Origin of the sequence: Amycolatopsis sp. WAC 01376 (genome assembly GCF_003947415.1) — a bacterium.
Taxonomy (GTDB): Bacteria; Actinomycetota; Actinomycetes; order Mycobacteriales; family Pseudonocardiaceae; genus Amycolatopsis.
Genome location: NZ_QHKL01000004.1, coordinates 1 through 19092, shown reverse-complemented (window position 1 = coordinate 19092; position 19092 = coordinate 1). Strand labels below are relative to the sequence as shown.

Sequence of the window (19092 nt, the reverse complement as noted above, 5' to 3'; positions counted from 1 at the left end):
CCTCTATCGTGTTACCCCAAGGTAACAGTTACTCAGGTTAGCAGGAAGGCGAGAACGGTGTTCATGGCTCAGGAGAGCCCGCCTGCCGGCGGCGCGCAATTCGGGCAGATCGTCATCGCGGGCCTGATGTTCACCGCGGTCTTCCTGCCCTTGGCCCTTTTCGTGCTCCGCGAACGCGCGGGGAAGCGGACCGTCATCGGCCGCGTCGCCGACTGGATGGGTGACTTCAGCGGTCTGCCGCGCTGGGCGGCACTGCCGATGTTCGTCGCGTTCCTCTCCGGGATGTCGGCGCTGATCGGCGTCTATTGGGACGTGCCGATCCACATGGAGCTCGGCCGCGACGAAGGCCCGCTGGCGAACCCGTCGCACTTCCCGATCTACTTCGGACTGATGGGCATCTTCGCCAGCGGCGTGCTCAGCGCGACACTGGCGACGAAGGACCTGCCCAAGCGCACGTTCAAGATCGGCCCGCACTGGCGGGCGCCGATGGGGTCCATCCAGATGATGGCGACCGGTCTGGTCGGTATCGCGGGATTCCCGCTCGACGACGTCTGGCACCGGCTGTTCGGCCAGGACGTCACCGAATGGGGGCCGACGCACGTACTGATGATCGGTGGCGGCGTCTGCGTGGTGCTGGGGCTGCAATTGCTGCTCGGCGAAGCGCGACAGGCCGGCGCGACCGGACCGGTCGTGCGCCTGCTCGGCCCGGTGCTCGCCGGTGCCTGGATGATGGGTGCTTCGGCGTTCCTCATGGAGTTCGACCTCGGCGTCCCGCAGTTCCCGATGCTGTCGCAGGTCGTGCTCGTCGGTCTGATCGGCGCCTGGACGCTGACCTGCGGGCGGCTGTCCTGGGGACCCGGCGGCGCGCTGATCGTCCTCGCGGTCTTCCTCGTCTCCCGTGCTTCGTTCACCGTCATCCCGCTGTTCGCCGATCTGCACGTGGCCTCGTTGCTGCCGTACGCCGCCGAAGCGGTGATCATCGAGGTCGTCGCGCTGGCGATGCGGAGCCGTCAGGGCTACACCTTCGCCGTTGTCGCCGGTCTGCTCGTGGGGACGGCCGGGATGCTCGCCGAGGCGGCGTTCACCCAGTGGCTGATGCCGAACCCTTGGCCGGCGGCCCATTTGCCGTTGTTCGTCCTGTTCGGGACCGGCGCCGCACTGGCGGGTGCGTTCATCGGTGTCTGGCAGTACCAGCGGGTGGAGGAGACGGCGACGTTGGTGCCCGCGGCGGGCCCCCGGCACGCCGTCGGACTCGTCGGCGCGCTGGGGGCGGTCGCCCTGATGTCGGCCGTCGCCGTCCCGCAAGATCCGGATGCCGGATTCACCGCCGACGTCCGGCTGACCGAGGCCGCGGCCGGGCTGCCGATCTCGAACCCGCACGGCGGTGGCACGCCCCGCTGGGTCGACGCGACCGTCACGATCTCCCGTCCCGACCTCGCCGACGACGCCGTGTGGCTGAACGGTTTCGCTTGGCAGGGCGGCGACTTCTTCACCGCGCCGCTGGAGAAGATCGGCGACGGGGTGTATCGCACGGTCCAACCGCTGCCGGTGTTCGGTCAGTGGAAGACCGGGATCCGCGTGCACGTCCCGAACCGGGTGATGGGGCTCGCCCCGATCTACGCGCCCGCCGACCCGGCCGCGGACGCCCCGGCGATCGACGCGGCGTCCGGTACCCGCCCGTTCATGTCCGAGATCGAGTTCCTGCAACGGGAACGGAAGTCGGAGACGCCGGCCGTACTGTGGACCGTCGCGTACGTGACCGTCGGGCTCATCTTCGCCGGCATGTGGATGCTGTTCGCGTGGCTCTACGCGGCCGCCGCCACCGCGCGGCGGCGTGAGGTTCCCGTCGGCTGACGCCTCGCGTTTCGTCCTCTGGATGCGGTAGTTGCATGCGCAAGTACCGCATCCAGAGGACGAATCGCTTTGCTCGCACTTCGTCGCACGTATCGATTGAGCATCATCGGGCGCAAGCGTTCTGCAAGCACGGTTCCCTTGAATACCCAGGACACTGCACGTGTCGCCGTCTCGCGCGCCGAAACGGTGACTCACCGCAACGTCGGCGAGACGTAAAGTAGCTGTCGACCACGCGACGGCATCCGCCGTGCACGATCGGTGTTGGCGAGTCATTGCGCGGTTACCGCGATATGTGGTTACTTTTCCGCCTCGGGGGTTGGGTTACAGCGAGTTTCGATGGGGTGGTCTTCGTGCGCACTGAGCGTTTTCCGAAGCGACTACGTGGTCTTCGCGTAGTCGCGGTCCTTGCCGCTTCGGCGGTCGCGACGGTTCCTTTCGTGCCTGTCGCGGCGGCACAGCAGCAGGGCAAGGTCCTCCGGGTGGCGCTCACGACCGGCATCGACCACCTGAATCCCTTCACCGCTCAGCTGGCGGCGTCGACGCAGGTCGGCCGGTTCAACTACGAGTTCCTCACCTTGCCTTCGGCTGAGGACACCCAGCCCACGGGCGGCATCGCCGAATCCTGGAAGACCTCGGACGACAAGCTCACCTGGACCTTCGCCATCCGTCAGGGGATGAAGTGGTCCGACGGCAAGCCGATCACCGCGCAGGACCCCGCGTACACCTTCCAGCGGATGCTCGACGACGAGAACGCCCGCACCGCGAACGGCAGCTACGTCACCAACTTCGAGTCGGTGTCCGCGCCGGACGACAAGACGCTCGTCATCAAGACCAAGGCCCCGCAGGCGAGCATGACCTCGCTCGACGTCCCGATCGTGCCCAAGCACATCTGGGAGCCGATCAAGGACCTCAACGCCCCCTCGACCGACGAGATGGCCGTCGTCGGCGTCGGCAGCGGACCGTATCTGGTGACCGAGTACAAGAAGAACGAGTTCGTGAAGTTCAAGGCGAACAAGGACTACTGGCGTGGCGCGCCCAAGGTCGACGAACTGCAGCTGCTGCAGTTCAAGGACGCCGAGGCCGCGGTCAACGCGCTGAAGCAGGGTGAGGTCGACGTCATCAACCGGCTCACGCCGACGCAGTTCGACGCGCTCAAGGGCGAGAAGAACATCACCACGAACAAGGCGCCGGGCCGCCGGTACAACGAGCTCATCATCAACTTCGGCGTCAAGAACGTCGTCGACCAGCCGATCGGTGACGGCAACCCGATTCTGAAGGACAACCGGGTCCGCAAGGCGATCGCGCAGGCGATCGACACGGAGACCATCGTCCAGAAGGTGATGAACGGCTACGGCCAGCCCGGCACCGGTGTCGTGCCCGCGATCTACAAGGCCTACACCTGGACCCCGTCCGACACGGAGAAGACCAAGTTCGACATCGCGGCCGCGAACACCACCCTCGACCAGGCGGGTTATGCCAAGGGCGCGGACGGCATCCGCGTCGCCCCCGGCGGCGCGAAGCTGGAGTTCCGGCTCGCCGGCCACGCGAACCGGCCGTTCGACCAGCGTGTCGCGCAGTTCGTCAGCGGCTGGCTCAAGGACATCGGCATCGGTGTCAAACAGGAACTCGTCTCCGACGACGAGATGGACGACCGCACCACCGCGGGCAACTACGACCTCGCGATCTCCGGCTACGGCACCTCTCCCGACCCGGACTACGCCCTCAGCCTGAACACCTGCGCCGGCCGGCCGAACGCGGAGGGCAACGGTGGCAGCTCGTCGACGTTCTTCTGCGACCCGCGCTACGAAGACCTGTACAAGAAGCAGCTGACCGAGTTCGACCCGGCCAAGCGCGCCGAGCTCGTCAAGCAGGCCCAGGCCGTGCTGGCCGGCGAGTACGTCGACGTCGTCCTCGACTACGACAACGTGCTCGAGGCCTACCGCTCGGACAAGTTCTCCTCGTTCACCAAGCAGCCGCAGCCCGACGGCGCGATTCTCGAGCAGTCCGGCTACTGGGGCGTTTACGGCGCCACTCCGGCCGACGCGGCAGCGCCGGGCGCGGAGGAAAGCAGCAACACCGGACTGTGGATCGGCATCGGCGCGGTCGTGCTCGTGGTGCTCGTCGGCGGCGGCGTGCACGGCGGGCGGCGCGGCAAGTCGGCCGACGACCGGGAGTAGAGCTCGTTGACCGAAGCACTCAGTTCCCTCGACCAGACCCCGGCGCTCGTCGATCCCGACGAGCGCCGGGGCGGGACCGGCACCGCCCGGTTCGTGCTCTCCAAGATCGGCGGCGCGCTGGCGAGCCTCGCGCTCGTCGTCGTGCTGGGGTTCTTCCTGTTCCGGACACTGCCCGGCGATCCCGTGCGGTTCATGGTCCGCGACCGGCCGACCGACCCGAAGATGATGGCCGAGCTGCGCGAGCAGATGGGCGTCGACAAGCCGCTGCTGCAACAGTTCTGGGACTACGTCGTCGGCCTGCTCCAGGGCGACATGGGGGTCTCGTACCTGCAGCGGCGCCCGGTCTTCGACATGGTCGGTGAGCGGTTGTGGCCGACGATCCTGCTCGTCGGCAGCGCGACCGTGCTCGCGGTGATGCTCGGCCTGTGGCTCGGCATCCGCGCGGGCTGGCGGCGGGGGAGCAGGTTCGACAAGGTCCAAACAGGACTCGCGCTGACGCTGTGGTCGGTACCGCAGTTCTGGCTCGGGCTCATGTTGCTGGTGGCCAGCAACGGTCTCTTCCCGAGCCGTGGCATGCATTCCCCGGATGTCGCGCCGGGCTTCTTCAGCGAAGGGCTCGACGTTCTCCACCATCTGGTGCTGCCGTGCGTGACCCTGCTGGTGGTGTTCTACGCGCAGTACATGCTGGTCATGCGGTCGTCCCTGATCGGCGAGATGAATGCGGACTACCTCACCACCGCGCGGGCCAAGGGGCTGCGCGACGACCTCGTGCGCAAGCGGCACGCCGTGCCCAACGCCCTGCTGCCGACGGTGACACTGGTCTTCATGCAGTTCGGGATGGTCGTCTCGGGTGCGGTCTCGGTGGAGGCCGTGTTCAGCTGGCCGGGGCTCGGGCAGCTGCTCTACGAAGCGCTCCGCGGGCCTGATCTGCCTGTCCTGCAAGGAGTCTTCGTCATCCTCGCGGGTGCGGTGGTGCTGATGAACCTGCTCGCGGAGTTGCTCTACCGCGTGCTCGACCCCAGGGTGCGGACGGCATGACCACAGCGGAAAAACCCGGTTCGATCGTCTGGCGCCGCCGTCGTGAGTCGGTGGCGAAGCGCTGGCACGAGTTCACGACGAACAAGGCGGGCGTCTTCGGGCTGGCCTTCCTCGGCCTCATCACGCTGCTGGCCATCCTCGCGCCGGTGATCTCGGATGAGTCCGGCCTCGACGTCACCAAGGCCGAAGGCGGTTCGCTGGAACCGCCCAGCGGCGAGTTCTGGCTGGGCACCGACATCGACGGCCGTTCGGTGCTGCTGATGACGTTCTGGGGCGCGCGGATCTCGCTGCTCACCGGCTTCTCGGCGGCGTTCCTCTCGGTGCTGATCGGCACCGTCATCGGGATCGCGGCCGCGCATTTCGGCGGCTGGCTGTCCGGGCTGTTGCTGCGGTTCACGGACTTCTTCCTGGTGCTGCCGTCGCTCGTCCTCGCCGTGGCGCTCGCCTCGGTGCTGGATCAGGGCACGATGACGGTGATCATCGCCATCGGCGTCACCGCCTGGCCCAGCACCGCGCGCCTGGTCCGCGCGCAGACCCTCACGATCGAGGGCCGCCCGTACATCGAGCGCGCGAAAGCGCTCGGCGGCGGCCACCTGCACATCGTCGGCAAGCACGTCCTTCCCGGCGTCATGCCGCTCGTGCTGGCCAACACCACGCTCGTCGTGGGCAACGCGGTCATCGCGGACGCGACACTGGCGTTCCTCGGCGTCGGCAACCCGAACACCGTCTCCTGGGGAGCCATGCTGCAGACCGCCTTGAACAACGGCGCGATCAGCAAGGGCGCCTGGTGGAACCTGCTTCCGCCGGGTATCGCGATCGTCGTGGTCGTTCTCGCCTTCACCCTCGTCGGACGCGCGCTGGAGACAGTGCTGAACCCGCGCTTGAAGGGACAGCACTCATGAGCCCCTTGCTGGAACTGAAGAACCTCGGCGTCACCTACGCCACCGGAAGCGGTGAGGTCGCTGCCGTGCGCGGCGTCAGCCTCGTGCTCGAACCCGGCGACACCCTCGGGGTGGCGGGGGAGTCGGGGTCGGGGAAGTCGACCGTCGCGATGAGCGTCCTGCGGTTGCTCCCGCGGTCGGCCAAGGTCAGCGGAGAAATCCTGCTGGACGGCGAAGACGTCACGGCCATGAAGTGGGGCAGGCTGCGCGCGGTGCGCTGGGCCGAGGCCTCGGTCGTGTTCCAGGGCGCGATGCACGCGCTCAACCCGGTCCGCCGGATCGGCGAGCAGATCGCCGAGCCGATCCGCCTGCACCCGCCCGGCGGCAAGGCGCTGTCGGACGGTGAGATCAACGCCAAGGTCAAGGAACTGCTCGAACAGGTCGACCTGCCGCCCGGCCGCGCCGGGGCGTACCCGCACGAGCTGTCCGGCGGCCAGAAACAGCGCGTCATGATCGCGATGGCACTCGCCTGCTCACCGCGGCTGATCATCGCGGACGAGCCGACCACCGCGCTCGACGTCGTCGTCCAGGCACAGGTGCTCGACCTGCTGGGCAGGCTGGTCGCCGAACAGGGGATCGGGTTGATCATGATCAGCCACGACCTGTCGGTGCTCGCCGCGACCTGCCGCCGGATCGCGGTGATGTACGACGGCGAGATCGTCGAGGAACGGCCGAGCGCGGAGCTGATGGGCGCACCGCGGCACGAGCACAGCAAGGCGCTGGCGGCCGCGTTCCCGACCGTCGGCGACCCGGTGTCGCGGTTCGCGCCCGCCACCAGCACACCCTTGCCGCCGGAACCGGAACGCGTCGGTGACCAGCCCGCGCTGCTGGAGGCCGAGGACCTGCGCGTCAGCTTCCGCGACCGCACCGGCAAGCGGATCAACGCCGTCGCCGGCGTGAGCCTCCAGGTGCGGAAGGACGAGATCGTCGCGCTCGTCGGCCAGTCCGGCTCTGGCAAGACGACACTGGCCAGGACACTGCTCGGGCTGCAGAAACCCGACTCCGGCGCGGTGCGGTACGCCGGGAAACCGGTCCCGCTCGGCGGCGCCGGGCTCAAGGCGTACCGGCGGCAGGTTCAGCTCGTGCTGCAGGACCCGACGAGCGCGCTGAACCCGAACCACACGGTGTACGAGGCCGTCGCGGAAGGCCCCCGCATCCACGGAATGGCCGCGAACGAGCACGAGCTCGTCATCAAGGCCCTCGAAGCGGCCGAACTGCGGCCCGCGGAGAAGTTCCTCGACCGGCTCCCGCACGAGCTGTCCGGCGGGCAGCGGCAGCGGGTCGTCATCGCGGGCGCGCTCGCGCTGGACCCCGGCGTGATCGTCGCCGACGAACCGGTGGCCTCACTCGACGCTTCGGTGCGAGGGGAGATCCTCGCGCTGTTGCTGCGCCTGCGACGTGAGCTGGGTCTCGCCGGGCTCGTGATCACCCACGACCTCGGGCTGGCCTGGAACATCGCCGACCGGGTCGCGGTGATGTATCGCGGGGAACTGGTGGAGGTCGGTACCGTGGAAGAGGTCCTGCTGGACCCGAAACACGACTACACGAAGTCGCTGCTCGCGGCGTTGCCCGGTGGTACCGCGCGGGAAACACCCATTGCCGCGCACACGCACAGGCGCGGTGTGTAACCTCCAATCTCGAAATGGCGACCACGACAGACTCCCCGCAGACGCCCTCGGCCGGTTCCCTCGGCGAGCGGCTCCGGGTGCCTTCCCGGTTCCCGTACCGCACCATCGCGATGGGAACCATCGGCAGCACGCTGCTGATGCTGGCGGCGCTCGGCGCCGGCGGCATCCTCATCCGTGACCCGATCCTGGGGCACGGACCGTTGTCGTGGATCCGGTACGGCCACGGCCGCATCCTCGCCAACGCGATGCTCTACACGGGCTTCGGGCTGATCATCTGGGCGTGGGTCCGGCTGGGCCGCTACGCGCTCGCAGGCCGGATCGGCAGCCGTCCGATCGTGATCGCCGCCGCCTGCTGGATGGCGCCTCTGCTGGTCTCGCCGCCGCTGTTCACCCGCGACGTCTTCTCCTACCTCGCGCAGGGCGCTCAGCTCCTCAACGGGCTCGACCCGTACGCCAACGGCCCGGCCGAGCTGGTCGTGCTGCCGGACGTCGTGCAGAACGTGCACCCGCTGTGGCAGACCACGCCCGCGCCGTACGGCCCGCTGTTCCTGCTGATCGCCAAGTGGATCGTCTCGGTCACCGGCAACGACATGATCGCCGGTGTCATCGCGACCCGCCTGGTCCTGATGATCGGCCTGGTCGGGATGCTGTGGTCGCTGCCGCGGCTGGTCAAGCACCTCGGCGGCAAGCTGCCGATCACCCTGTGGCTCGCCATCGCCAGCCCGATGACGGTCATCCACCTCGTCGGCGGCCCGCACAACGACCTGCTGATGCTGGGCTTCCTCACCGTCGGCGTGCTGGCCGCGCTGGAGCGCAAACACGTCGTCGCGATCGTCCTGGTCACCGTCGGCATGCTGATCAAACCCACCGCGGCGTGGGCGCTGCCGTTCCTGGTCTGGGTGTGGGCGAACCACCTGCCCGGCGACCGGAAGGTGGTCAACTTCTTCCGCGCTGGCGCCGCCTCGGTCGGGATCTTCCTGCCGGTGTTCGTCGCGGGCACGTGGCTGTCGCTCGGCTCGGTCAACCTCGGCTGGCTGACCGGCCTCAAGGCGCCGACGCTGATCGCGAACTGGATGAACTTCCCGACCGGGATCGGCGAGATCTTCTACTCGCTGGTGAACCTGGTGATCGACGTCGAGGTCTCGCCGTTCGTCACCGTGTTCCGGGCGATCGCGATGGTCGGCCTGTTCGTCTTCGCCGGCCGCCAATGGTGGCTCGCCCGCAACGGCGGCAACCCGGCGATCCACCGGATGGCGATCGTCCTGCTGGCCGGCGCGATCGTCCCGCCGCCCTCACTGCCGTGGTACCTGACCTGGGGTTTCGTGGTCCTGTCCGCGTTCGAGTGGCGCCGCCGGAACCTCGCGGTCGTCGTCGCGGTGTCGGTGTTCGTGACACTGGTCTACTACCCGACAGGGGAGCAGGCGCTGTACGACTGGTGGTTCATGGCGGGCGTCGTCGCGGCGAGCGTGTACGCGGCCGCGTCGCTGCTGCGGCCGGATCCGCTGGGCATCGTCTCGGCTTGGCGGGGGAGGCCGGTGGAGCAGTTCCTGCCCGCCGAGGCTCCTCGCTCCTCCTGATTTTCGGTACATGAAGGCCCCCTTGCTTGCGCTAGACGCAAGGAAGGGGGCTTTCATGTACTTGGGCACGGACGCCGCAGTCGAGAAGGGCGAGTTCCTCGGCTGAGCCGCGTGAAGGGGGCCTTCACGCGGTCAAGTTGTGACTCCTGAGGCGAGCTAGCGGTCCGTGAAGGCCCCCTTCACGGACCCAGAGTCCCTCAAGGAGGCCTTCACGGACTTGACCCGGCCACCAAAGTGTATAATGACCTATACGGCACGGCGATGGCGTTGTTGCCGCACAGCGGCAACAACGCCAAAAGAAGGCTCAAGAAGCCCGCCACCCACTCCAGGAGTGGACCAGCGTGCTCACCACGGCATGCGGAGCGGGTTGCTCCTCGTACTGCGGATACTTCTCCCGCAGCAGCCGCACCGGCAGCGCCTGCTCGTCGGGATCGGTCAGTACCCGGGCGACACCGTCCGCCCGGGCCCACCACAGCCCGGTCCAGTCCTCGGCATAGTGGTCGGTCAGGAAGCTGACCACCGGGTTCTCGGCGATGTTCTTCAGTCGCCGCAACGCCGTGGTGCTCTTCGGCTTGTGATCGATCGCGAACGCGACCGAGTCGCCTTCGACGACGAACGTCACCGGCACCAGATGCGGCACGCCGTCCGAGCCCGTCGTCGCGAGCCTCGCTATCCGCTCGCCTTCGAACCGTGACCGGGCTTCCGCAGGCGTCATCCGCATATGGCGACGGTACCTAGCCCGAGCGTCGCACGCGGAGCACGTTGTCCGAACGCGTTCCGTGCTGTCCTTCCGGCCCCGGGAAATCGTGCGTGATCAGTTCTTGCCGCTCCACGGTCCACTCACCGTCGGCCAGCGCCAGCGTTTCGAGGACCTCGGCCGTCGTCGGGAAGTGGGCGTGCTTGTGCGGCGGCTCTTCCATCCACGTCGGCCAGCCCGCGTGGCCGGCGACCACCAGGGTGCCGCCCGGGGCGACGACCAGGCCGGCGCGGCGGAGTGCCTTGTCCCGCTCGCCGTCCACCTCGACGGGGGAGTGGAAGAACTGCGCGGAAACGAGGTCGAAGCGCCCCTCCGGGAACGACTTCGCCAGGTCGTGACGTTCCCAGACGATGCCTTCGACGCCGGCCTCGGCCGCGTGCCCGGCGGCGCGTTCGAGCGCGACCTCCGAGATGTCGACGGCGGTGACGCGCCAACCCTGCTGGGCGAGCCAGATGGCGTCGCCGCCTTCGCCGCAGCCGAGATCGAGTGCCGTGCCCGGGGTGAGCGAGGCGACCTCGTTCACCAGGATCGGGTTCGCCTTACCGCTCCAGACCTGCTCTTTGTCGCGATAGAAGTCTTCCCAGAACTGTTGTGTGGAATCCATGTCCGAAAGATGCCCTCGATTCGACCAAAGGCGCAAGTTCCGTTGCCGTTATGGCAAAACCTGGAGGGTGCCCGCGTCCGCGTCGAGAGTGGCCCGCGCACCGAGGGGGATGGTCGGTGACGCGGGGACGTGCCCGACGCCGAATTCCCAGGCCATGGGCACGCCGAGGGGTCCGAGACGGTCGAGCATCAGGGCTCGGATCGCCTCGGGCTCACCGCAGGACTTCCACGAACCCAGCACGAAGCCGCGGACGCCGTCGAGCCAGCCGGAACGGAGCAACTGCGTGAGCATCCGATCGATCCGGTAGAGGCTCTCGGTGACGTCCTCCAACACCACGATCGCGTCGCGGGCCGAGCCTTGTTCCGGAGTGCCGAGGCTCGAGGCCAGCAGGGCGAGGTTGCCTCCGACCAGCGTGCCGGTCGCGGTGCCCGGCACCAGCGGTGACGACGTCGGCGAAGCGATCGTCCGTACGGAGTCCGGCTCGAACAACGAAAGCCGCAAGTGTTCGGCGGCGACCGCGTCGAACAGCGTGGTCGCGGGCATGGGCGAGAACAGCGTCTCCAGTCCCAAGTGGACGTTCACGGCCAGGTGCAGTGCCGTCACGTCGCTCGACCCGGCGAACATCTTGGGCCCGGCCGTCCGCAGCGCCGCCCAGTCGACGAGGTCGAGCATCCGCTGTGAGCCGTAGCCGCCGCGAGCGGCGAGGACGCAGGTCACCCCGGGGTCCAGCCAGGCGCGGGTGAACTCGGCGGCCCGTGCCTCGTCGGATGCCGACAGGTAGCCGGTGGACGCCGCGCGGACGCACTCGCCGACGTGGACTTCGACGCCCCAGCCGCGGAGGACCGGCAGGGCCTTCTCGACCAGATCCGCCGGGACCGGACCCGCCGGGGCGACCAGGGCGATCGTGTCGCCCGGCCGCGTCTTCGCCGGCCTCATCGGCTCAGCCGGAGCTTCGGCACGCCGGGCGTCTCGAAGCCGAAGACCTGACCGTAGAACGACAACTCCGCTTCCAGTGCGGCCACGATCGTCTCCGCCTTCCGGAAACCGTGCTGTTCGCCTTCGAACCTCAGGTAGGCGTGCTCGATGCCGCGCCCCGCCAGCTCGGCCACGAACCGATCCGCCTGCTCCGGCGGGCAGATCTCGTCCTCCAAGCCCTGCAAGAACAACAACGGGCCCGCGAGGGTGCCCGCGTTGTTGATCGGCGACCGGTCCCGATAGCGCTGTTCGCAGTCCGGCAGCGGCCCGACCAGCCCGTCGAGGTAGCGGGACTCGAAGTCGTGCGTCTCACCGCCGTCACCGGTCCACTGGCCGAGGTCGAGGATCGGGTACATCACGGTGCCCGCGCGGTAGGTCGTCGTGGTGGTCAGCGAGGCGGCGGAGGTGTACCCACCGGCGCTGCCGCCGCGGATCGCCAGCCTGTCGCCGTCGACGGTGCCTTCGGCGGCGAGGGACTCGGCGACGGTGACACAGTCCGCGACGTCGACGACGCCCCACTGTTCCCGCAGCCGTTCGCGGTAGGCGCGGCCGTATCCGGTCGAGCCGCCGTAGTTCACCGTGACGACGGCGATCCCGCGGCTGGTGAAGTACGCGATCTCGTAGTCGAGCACCGCGCTGTCCCGGCCGGTCGGTCCGCCGTGCGGGTACACGAACAGCGGCGGACGTTCGCCGTGCGGCGCGGTGAAGTCGGCGTTCGCGGGCAGATAGACGAAAGCCGGGATCTGGTCGCCGTCGTCGGTCTTGAAGATCCGCTCCACCGGTGTCGACAGGTAGGCGGGCGACGGCGGTTCGGGCGCCGGCGCGAGTTCGGTGACCGTCCCGGCTTCAAGATCGACCTTCACGACGGCGCCTTCGCGTGCCGGGCCTGCCGCGACGCCGACCACGCAGCCGTCGTGGGCGGCGAAACCGTTGGTGGACCACGCGGTGAGGTCGGCGGCGGCCGCCACCGGGGTCACTTGCCGCGTCGTCTCGTCGAGGACGGCGAGCTTGCCCGAGGCGATGACGGCGAACTTGCCGTCCCCGAGCGGCGTGAACCAGCGGGCGCCGAGTTTCCACTGCGCACCGCCGATCTCCTGCTCCAACGGTGCGACGTTCGTGATGACGCCGTCGAGCCCGACGCGGTGCAGATTCCACCAGCCGTCCGGGTCGAGCAGCGCCAGCAGACTGTCCGCCGTCTCCCATTCGACCTGGCAGACGGAGATGTCCGCCGCGCCGGCGAGGACGCGGTGGGGCCCGAAGGTGCCGTCCTCGCGGAGTTCGGCGACGCACAGTTCCGTGCCGTCCCAAGGCATCGCGGGATGGTTCCAGCCGATCCACGCCGCACGCGTGCCGTCGGGGGAGAGCTGCGGCGCGGTGAGGAAGTGGTGACTGGCCGTCAACACCCGTTCCGGGCCGCCGTCGAGAGGAACGGCGATGAGGTCGCGGGCGATGTCGACGCGCCGGGGGCCGGTGCTGCGTTCGCGTACCAGCCACACTTCGCCGGTCCGGCCGGGCCGCAGGTCGCTGTAGCGGATCTGGTGCCGGGTGGCCGGTTCCGGGGTGAGCGGAGTCGTCACGCCGGTGGTCAGGTCGCGGTGGTAGACGCGCTGATCGGCCCAGTGGGTGAAGACCAGGTCGTCGCCGAGGACGAGCCAGGGACGGCCGCCGTACTCGTGGACCCGGTTCCTGACGTTCCACGGAGCGGGAAGGACGTCTTCGACCGTGCCGTCGGCGCGGGACCTCACGAGGGTCACGCGGCCGCCCTCACCGGTTCTCGCTTCGGCCCACCACACCTCGTTTCCCGCCGTTCCGAGCCATTGCGCGCTGACTCCCGAGGCCGCGACATCGGCGGCCGACAGGGGAGACGTCCAGGTGCCGTAAGGGGCGATCTCAACCACAGGGGAAGACTAGGTTCGTCCCTTTGCCGATGACGGCCCGGGGCGCGGCGGTTTCGCCCTCGGCTGAACCTTGGGGCGGCGGATGCCGATCATGGGGCCGTGGCCTAGGGTCAATGGTGCCATGTCTCGCGTAATCCACGTCTTCCGCCAGCCCGACCGGTTCGTCGCAGGAACCGTCGGTGAGCCCGGCGACCGCACGTTCTACCTCCAGGCGTCCGAGGACGTCCGCACGATCAGTGTGACGATCGAAAAACAGCAGGTCGTGGTCTTGGCCGAAAGGCTCGGCTCGCTGCTGGAAGAGGTCGCCAGCCGGTTCGGCGCGGACGTACCGGACGACGCGCCCGACGAGCTCCTCGACGTCGACCCCCTCACGGTTCCGGTCGAGGAGGAGTTCCGCGTCGGCACCATGGGTCTCGGCTGGGACGCGGAGAGCAGCGCCGTCGTCATCGAACTGCTCGCGATGACGGAAGGCGAGGTGGACGAAACGGTCGTTCTGGACGACACCGAAGAAGGTCCGGACGCCGTCCGTGTCTTCCTGAGCCCTGGCGCGGCGCGCGCTTTCGCGGAGCGAGCGGACCGGGTGGTCAACGCCGGCCGCAAGCCGTGCCCGCTGTGCGCCGAGCCGCTCGACCCGGCGGGCCACATCTGCCCGCGGCAGAACGGGTACCGGCGCGACGTCGACGTCCTCGAGGACTGACCGGGTGACGGAGACTTCGCGGGAGCTGGTGACGCGCGGCAAGATCGACGTCGAAGGCAGGCTCGTCGACGCCTCCAACGTCACGCTCTTCTGCACGATCGAACTCGACGGCGTCACCGGCAACGTCGTGTACAAACCGGTGTCGGGTGAGCGACCGTTGTGGGATTTCCCGGACGGGACGCTCGCCGGCCGCGAGGTCGCGACGGCCATGGTCGCCGACGCCTCGGGGCTCGGCGCGATCCCGCCCACGGTGCTGCGCGACGGGCCGTTCGGGCCCGGCATGGTGCAGCTGTGGATCGAGACCACCGACGAGGAACTGGTCGACGTCCGCTCCCCGGACAACCTGCCGGACGACTGGCGCGTCGTGCTGCACGCACACGACCGCGACGGTGAACCCGCGGTGCTCGCGCACGCGGACCGGCCGGGGATGCGGGAACTCGCCCTGCTCGACATCGTGGTCAACAACACCGACCGCAAGGGCGGCCACGTGCTCGCCGGTGCCGACGGCCGGATCTACGGCGTCGACCACGGCATCTGCCTGCACACCGACCCGAAGCTGAGGACGGTGCTCTGGGGCTGGATCGGTGAGCGGCTGAGCGAGGCCGAGGTCGGCGGGCTTCGTGGTCTGCGCGAGCGGCTGGACGGCGAACTCGGCGACGCGCTCGGCGAGCACCTCACGGGTTTCGAGATCCGCGCGCTGGCCGAGCGCACCGACCTGCTTCTGGCGGAGGGTGTCTTCCCGGAGCCCGGCGACGACTGGCGCGCCATCCCGTGGCCGCTGTTCTGAAGGTGCTGGACGATCAGGCCCGCGCACGGCTGATCAAGCGATTCGGCGAAGACGTCACGACCTGGTGCGACGAGTTGCCCGCGCTCGTGGCGCGGCTGGCGGCGCGGTGGGGGCTGACCGTCGTCGATGCGAAGCCGGGCAACACCGGCCGGACCCTGATCTGTGCGGGGGAAGACGGCGCCAAGAAGGTCCTCAAACTCACCCCGGATCGCGCGATCGCCGAGTCCGAGGCCGCCGCGCTCCGGGCGTGGGACGGCTGTTCGCGAGTTGTGCAGGTGCTCGCTGCCGAACTCGCCGACGGGGCGATCCTGCTGGAGGGCATCGATCCCGGCACGCAGCTGCTGGAGGCGGAGGCGAACGTGCCGTGGGCGGAGGTCGGCGATCTGCTGACCCAGATCCATGCGGTGACGCCGCCGCCAGGCTTCTCGACGTTGGAAGACCGGGTCACCTTCATGTACGGCCTCGCCGAGCGAGGGCTGCGCGGATCGGTGGCCGAGTCCACGTTGTCGCTGGAGACGCTCGATCGCGCCCGGCTGCGGGCGCTGGCTCTCGCGACCGACGGGGGAGGGACCGCGATCGTGCACGGTGACCTGCATCCGGGCAACGTCCTCGACGGCGGGCCCGGACGGGGCGCGGTCGCGATCGATCCGCGGCCGAGCGTCGGGGACCCGTTCTTCGATCTGGCCGACTGGGTCACACTGCCGATGCAAGAAGGCGGCACGCTCGAAGACGGCTTCGACGCGATCGCCCCGCACCTTCCCGGATTCGACGCCGGCCGAGTGCGCGCGTGGTGTGTCGCACTCGCGCCGCTGTTCGTGATGCGCCCGCTCGAACGGGGTGAGCGGACCCCGTTCGTCGAAGCGATGCTCCGGTTGGCCGCCTGACCGGCGTGGCGGGGAGACGCCGGCCGCGTGCCCCGATAGCGTCGATCGCCGTGCGCTCCCATTCGTACGACGACGTGCTGTCCGGCCCGCGCAAGCGGAAGATCCCCGAGGTGCCCGCCGAACCCGGGCTCGTGGTCGAAGACCCGGCCAGCGGCTACTGCGGTGCCGTGGTGAAGATCGAGTACGGCAACGTCGTCCTCGAAGACCGGCACGGCAAGCACCGCGTGTTCCCGCTGAATCCCGCGGGTTTCCTGCTCGAAGGCAAACCGGTCACGCTGGTGCCCGCGAAGGCGGCCCCGAAGACCCCGGCCAGGCGGATCTCCGCGTCCGGGTCGGTCCAGGTCCAAGGGCTCAAGGCCCGGGTCGCCCGCGATTCGCGCATCTGGGTGGAGGGCAAGCACGACGCCGAACTCGTCGAACGGGTCTGGGGACACGACCTGCGGGTCGAGGGCGTGGTGGTGGAACCACTCGATGGTGTGGACGTGCTCGCCGATCGCATCGACGAATTCGGCACCGGAACCGGCCGTCGCCTCGGTGTGCTGGTGGACCATCTGGTCGCGGGCAGTAAGGAATCCCGGATCGTCGACGGAATCCGCGACGAGAACGTGCTGATCACCGGGCATCCGTACATCGACATCTGGGAGGCCGTGAAACCCGCGGTCGTCGGAATCCGCGGCTGGCCGAAGATCCCGCGTGGCACGGAGTGGAAACAGGGTGTCTGCGACGCGCTCGGCTGGGGCGAGCCGTGGGAGGGCTGGCAGCGCGTCCTGGCGGCGGTCGGCAGCTACCGGGATCTGGAAACGCCGCTGATCGGAGCGGTGGAGCGGCTCATCGACTTCGTCTCCGACCCGGGCGAGGAGTCCTGAATGACCGGTTTGCGCGAGGTCACTCAAGGTCACGCGTCGGTCACGTCGGTTTCGCTTCTTCGGTATGAATCGGCGCGATCTGGGAGCATGAACGCATGACAGGCGCTCTCATCTGGCTGATCGCCGGGATCCTCTTGATCATCGCCGAGCTGCTCTCGGGTGACCTGTTCCTGCTCATGGTCGGCGCGGGAGCCCTGTTCGGGGCAGGCTCCGCCGCACTGACCGGGAACCCGTTCATCGACGTCGCGGTGTTCGCCGTCGCCTCGGTCGGGATGCTCGCCCTCGTCCGGCCCGCCCTCAAACGCCGGTTCCTCGCGGGACCGGACATCAAGACCAACACCGACGCGCTGATCGGCGCGCGAGCGGTAGTAGTGTCCACAGTGGACGTCGAAGCCGGGCAGGTGAAGCTGGCGGGCGACGTCTGGTCGGCCCGGGCCATGACCGAAGGGGAACCGATCGCCCCGGGGACATCGGTGACGGTCGTCGAGATCTCGGGCGCCACGGCGGTCGTCTCCGCCGAGCTGTGAGCCGGACGGCCGAACAGCAAAGGGTTTCTACGTAAGGGGAAGGTAGTTGTCAGAAACAGTGGTGTTCATCGTCGTCGGATTGCTCGCGTTGTTCGTGGTCGTCGTCGTGGTCAAGGCGATCATGGTGGTGCCGCAGGCGCAGTCCGCTGTGATCGAACGGCTGGGCCGGTTCCGGACGGTGGCTTCTCCCGGCCTGACGTTTCTGGTGCCCTTCCTGGACAAGGTGCGGGCGCGGATCGACCTCCGCGAGCAGGTCGTCTCGTTCCCGCCGCAGCCCGTGATCACCGAGGACAACCTGACCGTGTCGATCGACACGGTCGTGTACTTCCAGGTGACCGACTCGCGCGCCGCGGTCTACGAGATCTCGAACTACATCGTCGGTGTCGAGCAGCTGACCACCACGACACTGCGTAACGTCGTCGGTGGCATGAGCCTCGAGCAGACGCTGACCTCGCGTGACTCGATCAACAGCCAGCTTCGCGGGGTGCTCGACGAGGCCACCGGCCGCTGGGGCATCCGCGTCGCCCGCGTCGAGCTGAAGGCGATCGACCCGCCGCCCTCCATCCAGGACTCGATGGAGAAGCAGATGCGTGCCGACCGTGAGAAGCGCGCGATGATCCTGACCGCCGAAGGTCAGCGGGAATCGGCGATCAAGACCGCGGAAGGTCAGAAGCAGAGCCAGATCCTCGCGGCCGAAGGTGCCAAGCAGGCCGCGATCCTTGGCGCGGAGGCCGAGCGGCAGTCGCGGATCCTGCGGGCGCAGGGTGAACGTGCCGCCCGGTACCTTCAGGCGCAGGGTCAGGCGAAGGCCATCGAGAAGGTCTTCGCGGCGATCAAGGCCGGGCGTCCCACGCCCGAGGTCCTGGCGTACCAGTACCTGCAGACCCTGCCGCAGCTGGCGCAGGGCGACGCGAACAAGGTCTGGATGATCCCGAGCGACTACGGCAAGGCCCTGGAAGGCTTCGCCCGCGCGCTCGGCGCCCCCGGCGACGACGGCGTGTTCCGCTACGAGCCGCCGAAGGAAGAACCGGTCGAGAAGCCGGACCTGGAGGACGAAGAGGTCCAGGGCTGGTTCGACACCTCCAGCGACCCGAAGGTCGCCGAGGCCGTCGCGGCCGCGGAAGCCGTGGCACGCAAGGAAGTTCCGGCGCTGGGTGTCGCGACGCCGCGGCAGGAGCCACCCGCTCCGCGCCAGGTCGCTCCCGAGCCGGAGGCCGCACCGGAGCCTCAGGTTCCGCCGCCCTCCCGGTTGCCGCAGCCGCAGCCGCCCGCCGGTCCGCAGGGTGGCCCGTACCAGGGGCCGCCGTCGCAGGGGCCGGGCAGCGGCCCGTTCCCGCAGCAGGGCCCGTTCGGTGGGCCGCAGGGCGGTCCGGCGCAGCACTGAGTCAGGTCAAGAAAGAGGGCCGTCCCTAGTGGGGCGGCCCTCTTTGTTTGCTTTAGGGGGTTTCGGGCAGTGTGTGGAGGGGGCTTAGTTCACGGACTCGATGACCGCCACGTTCGCCCCATAGGCATCAGCGGTCACAACGGCTGCGCGTGAAGGCCCCCTTCCCTCGGCTCAGCCGAGGAAACTCGACCTTCACACCTTCACCAGTACATGAAGGACACTGGTGCGGAGCCGGTCAAGTTCGTGAGCCGTACGTCTATGCGTCAAATGGACATCCGGTCGCCGGATAGCCGACGACGTCCAGTCCGCCTCACCAGGAGCGTCACCGACCAGCGGTTATGCGACTTTGCCCGGGACCTGGGCTGAAGGTAGTGAGGGCCTCTTGGGTTCACGGGGTCGTTGCAACACCGATTGTGGTCGGAGGTTGTGTTGGCGGGTCGTGTGCCGTTGGTGCGGGATGTGCGGGTGGGGTTCTGGGAGGGGATTCGGGCGGGGCGG

Annotated in this window: 16 protein-coding genes; 12 read left to right on the top strand and 4 right to left on the bottom strand. The window is 68.8% G+C overall.

All coding sequences use genetic code 11. The features are described from left to right. The first annotated feature begins 63 nt into the window (after positions 1-63). From DMH03_RS22810 to mptB, 6 genes are all read left to right on the top strand, one after another. Complete coding sequence (locus DMH03_RS22810) at positions 64-1854, top strand: hypothetical protein (RefSeq protein WP_233611597.1); 1791 nt, start codon at positions 64-66, stop codon at positions 1852-1854. Positions 1855-2144: 290 nt separating this feature from the next. After that, complete coding sequence (locus DMH03_RS22805) at positions 2145-4031, top strand: ABC transporter substrate-binding protein (protein WP_233611596.1); 1887 nt, start codon at positions 2145-2147, stop codon at positions 4029-4031. A 6-nt stretch (positions 4032-4037) separates the two neighbouring features. Beyond that, a complete protein-coding gene (locus tag DMH03_RS22800; protein ID WP_125794055.1) occupies positions 4038-5069 on the top strand; it encodes an ABC transporter permease in 1032 nt (343 codons plus the stop codon). Further along, positions 5066-5971, top strand: coding sequence for an ABC transporter permease (locus DMH03_RS22795; RefSeq protein WP_125794054.1), 906 nt, complete (start codon positions 5066-5068; stop codon positions 5969-5971). Before DMH03_RS22800 ends, DMH03_RS22795 begins: the two co-directional genes overlap by 4 nt. Then, a complete protein-coding gene (gene nikE, locus DMH03_RS22790) occupies positions 5968-7638 on the top strand; it encodes an ABC transporter ATP-binding protein (RefSeq protein WP_125794053.1) in 1671 nt (556 codons plus the stop codon). Before DMH03_RS22795 ends, nikE begins: the two co-directional genes overlap by 4 nt. A gap of 14 nt (positions 7639-7652) precedes the next feature. Then, positions 7653-9215, top strand: coding sequence for a polyprenol phosphomannose-dependent alpha 1,6 mannosyltransferase MptB (gene mptB, locus DMH03_RS22785; protein WP_125794052.1), 1563 nt, complete (start codon positions 7653-7655; stop codon positions 9213-9215). A gap of 304 nt (positions 9216-9519) precedes the next feature. Here mptB and DMH03_RS22780 read toward each other — a convergent pair whose 3' ends face one another. The 4 genes from DMH03_RS22780 to DMH03_RS22765 are packed head-to-tail and all read right to left on the bottom strand — an operon-like array spanning position 9520 to position 13449. After that, on the bottom strand, positions 9520-9936 hold the full coding sequence (locus DMH03_RS22780) for a TIGR03668 family PPOX class F420-dependent oxidoreductase (RefSeq protein ID WP_125794051.1): 417 nt from the start codon (positions 9934-9936) through the stop codon (positions 9520-9522). A gap of 13 nt (positions 9937-9949) precedes the next feature. Next, positions 9950-10576: a bifunctional 2-polyprenyl-6-hydroxyphenol methylase/3-demethylubiquinol 3-O-methyltransferase UbiG gene (locus tag DMH03_RS22775; RefSeq protein ID WP_125794050.1), complete on the bottom strand. Its 627-nt coding sequence runs from the start codon at positions 10574-10576 to the stop codon at positions 9950-9952. A gap of 48 nt (positions 10577-10624) precedes the next feature. Then, complete coding sequence (locus tag DMH03_RS22770) at positions 10625-11512, bottom strand: LD-carboxypeptidase (protein ID WP_125794049.1); 888 nt, start codon at positions 11510-11512, stop codon at positions 10625-10627. Further along, complete coding sequence (locus tag DMH03_RS22765) at positions 11509-13449, bottom strand: prolyl oligopeptidase family serine peptidase (protein WP_125794048.1); 1941 nt, start codon at positions 13447-13449, stop codon at positions 11509-11511. Before DMH03_RS22765 ends, DMH03_RS22770 begins: the two co-directional genes overlap by 4 nt. A gap of 121 nt (positions 13450-13570) precedes the next feature. Here DMH03_RS22765 and DMH03_RS22760 point away from each other — a divergent pair, with 121 nt between their 5' ends. From DMH03_RS22760 to DMH03_RS22735, 6 genes are all read left to right on the top strand, one after another. Beyond that, the gene (locus DMH03_RS22760; RefSeq protein ID WP_125678033.1) at positions 13571-14146 is read left to right on the top strand and encodes a DUF3090 domain-containing protein; all 576 of its coding nucleotides are present in this window, start codon (positions 13571-13573) and stop codon (positions 14144-14146) included. A 4-nt stretch (positions 14147-14150) separates the two neighbouring features. Continuing rightward, entirely contained in the window at positions 14151-14933 is a 783-nt protein-coding gene (locus tag DMH03_RS22755) for an SCO1664 family protein (RefSeq protein WP_125794047.1), read from the top strand. Further along, a complete protein-coding gene (locus DMH03_RS22750; protein ID WP_125794046.1) occupies positions 14918-15817 on the top strand; it encodes an aminoglycoside phosphotransferase family protein in 900 nt (299 codons plus the stop codon). Before DMH03_RS22755 ends, DMH03_RS22750 begins: the two co-directional genes overlap by 16 nt. Positions 15818-15867: 50 nt before the next feature. Then, positions 15868-16683 carry a DUF3097 domain-containing protein gene (locus tag DMH03_RS22745; RefSeq protein ID WP_125787763.1) on the top strand — a complete coding sequence of 272 codons (816 nt, stop codon included), beginning with the start codon at positions 15868-15870 and terminating at the stop codon, positions 16681-16683. 95 nt (positions 16684-16778) lie between these two features. Further along, positions 16779-17210 (top strand): NfeD family protein, encoded by a 432-nt coding sequence (locus tag DMH03_RS22740; RefSeq protein ID WP_125787764.1) that lies wholly within the window; start codon positions 16779-16781, stop codon positions 17208-17210. A 58-nt stretch (positions 17211-17268) separates the two neighbouring features. Continuing rightward, complete coding sequence (locus DMH03_RS22735; RefSeq protein WP_199749020.1) at positions 17269-18594, top strand: SPFH domain-containing protein; 1326 nt, start codon at positions 17269-17271, stop codon at positions 18592-18594. Positions 18595-19092: the final 498 nt, after the last annotated feature.

Bases quoted from the DNA above. Each gene is read 5' to 3' on its own strand.
- DMH03_RS22810 (WP_233611597.1), top strand. From the start codon at position 64: ATGGCTCAGGAGAGCCCGCCTGCCGGCGGCGCGCAATTCGGGCAGATC.
- DMH03_RS22760 (WP_125678033.1), top strand. From the start codon at position 13,571: ATGTCTCGCGTAATCCACGTCTTCCGCCAGCCCGACCGGTTCGTCGCA.
- DMH03_RS22805 (WP_233611596.1), top strand. From the start codon at position 2,145: ATGTGGTTACTTTTCCGCCTCGGGGGTTGGGTTACAGCGAGTTTCGAT.
- DMH03_RS22740 (WP_125787764.1), top strand. From the start codon at position 16,779: ATGACAGGCGCTCTCATCTGGCTGATCGCCGGGATCCTCTTGATCATC.
- DMH03_RS22770 (WP_125794049.1), bottom strand. From the start codon at position 11,512: ATGAGGCCGGCGAAGACGCGGCCGGGCGACACGATCGCCCTGGTCGCC.
- DMH03_RS22780 (WP_125794051.1), bottom strand. From the start codon at position 9,936: ATGCGGATGACGCCTGCGGAAGCCCGGTCACGGTTCGAAGGCGAGCGG.
- mptB (WP_125794052.1), top strand. From the start codon at position 7,653: ATGGCGACCACGACAGACTCCCCGCAGACGCCCTCGGCCGGTTCCCTC.
- nikE (WP_125794053.1), top strand. From the start codon at position 5,968: ATGAGCCCCTTGCTGGAACTGAAGAACCTCGGCGTCACCTACGCCACC.
- DMH03_RS22795 (WP_125794054.1), top strand. From the start codon at position 5,066: ATGACCACAGCGGAAAAACCCGGTTCGATCGTCTGGCGCCGCCGTCGT.
- DMH03_RS22775 (WP_125794050.1), bottom strand. From the start codon at position 10,576: ATGGATTCCACACAACAGTTCTGGGAAGACTTCTATCGCGACAAAGAG.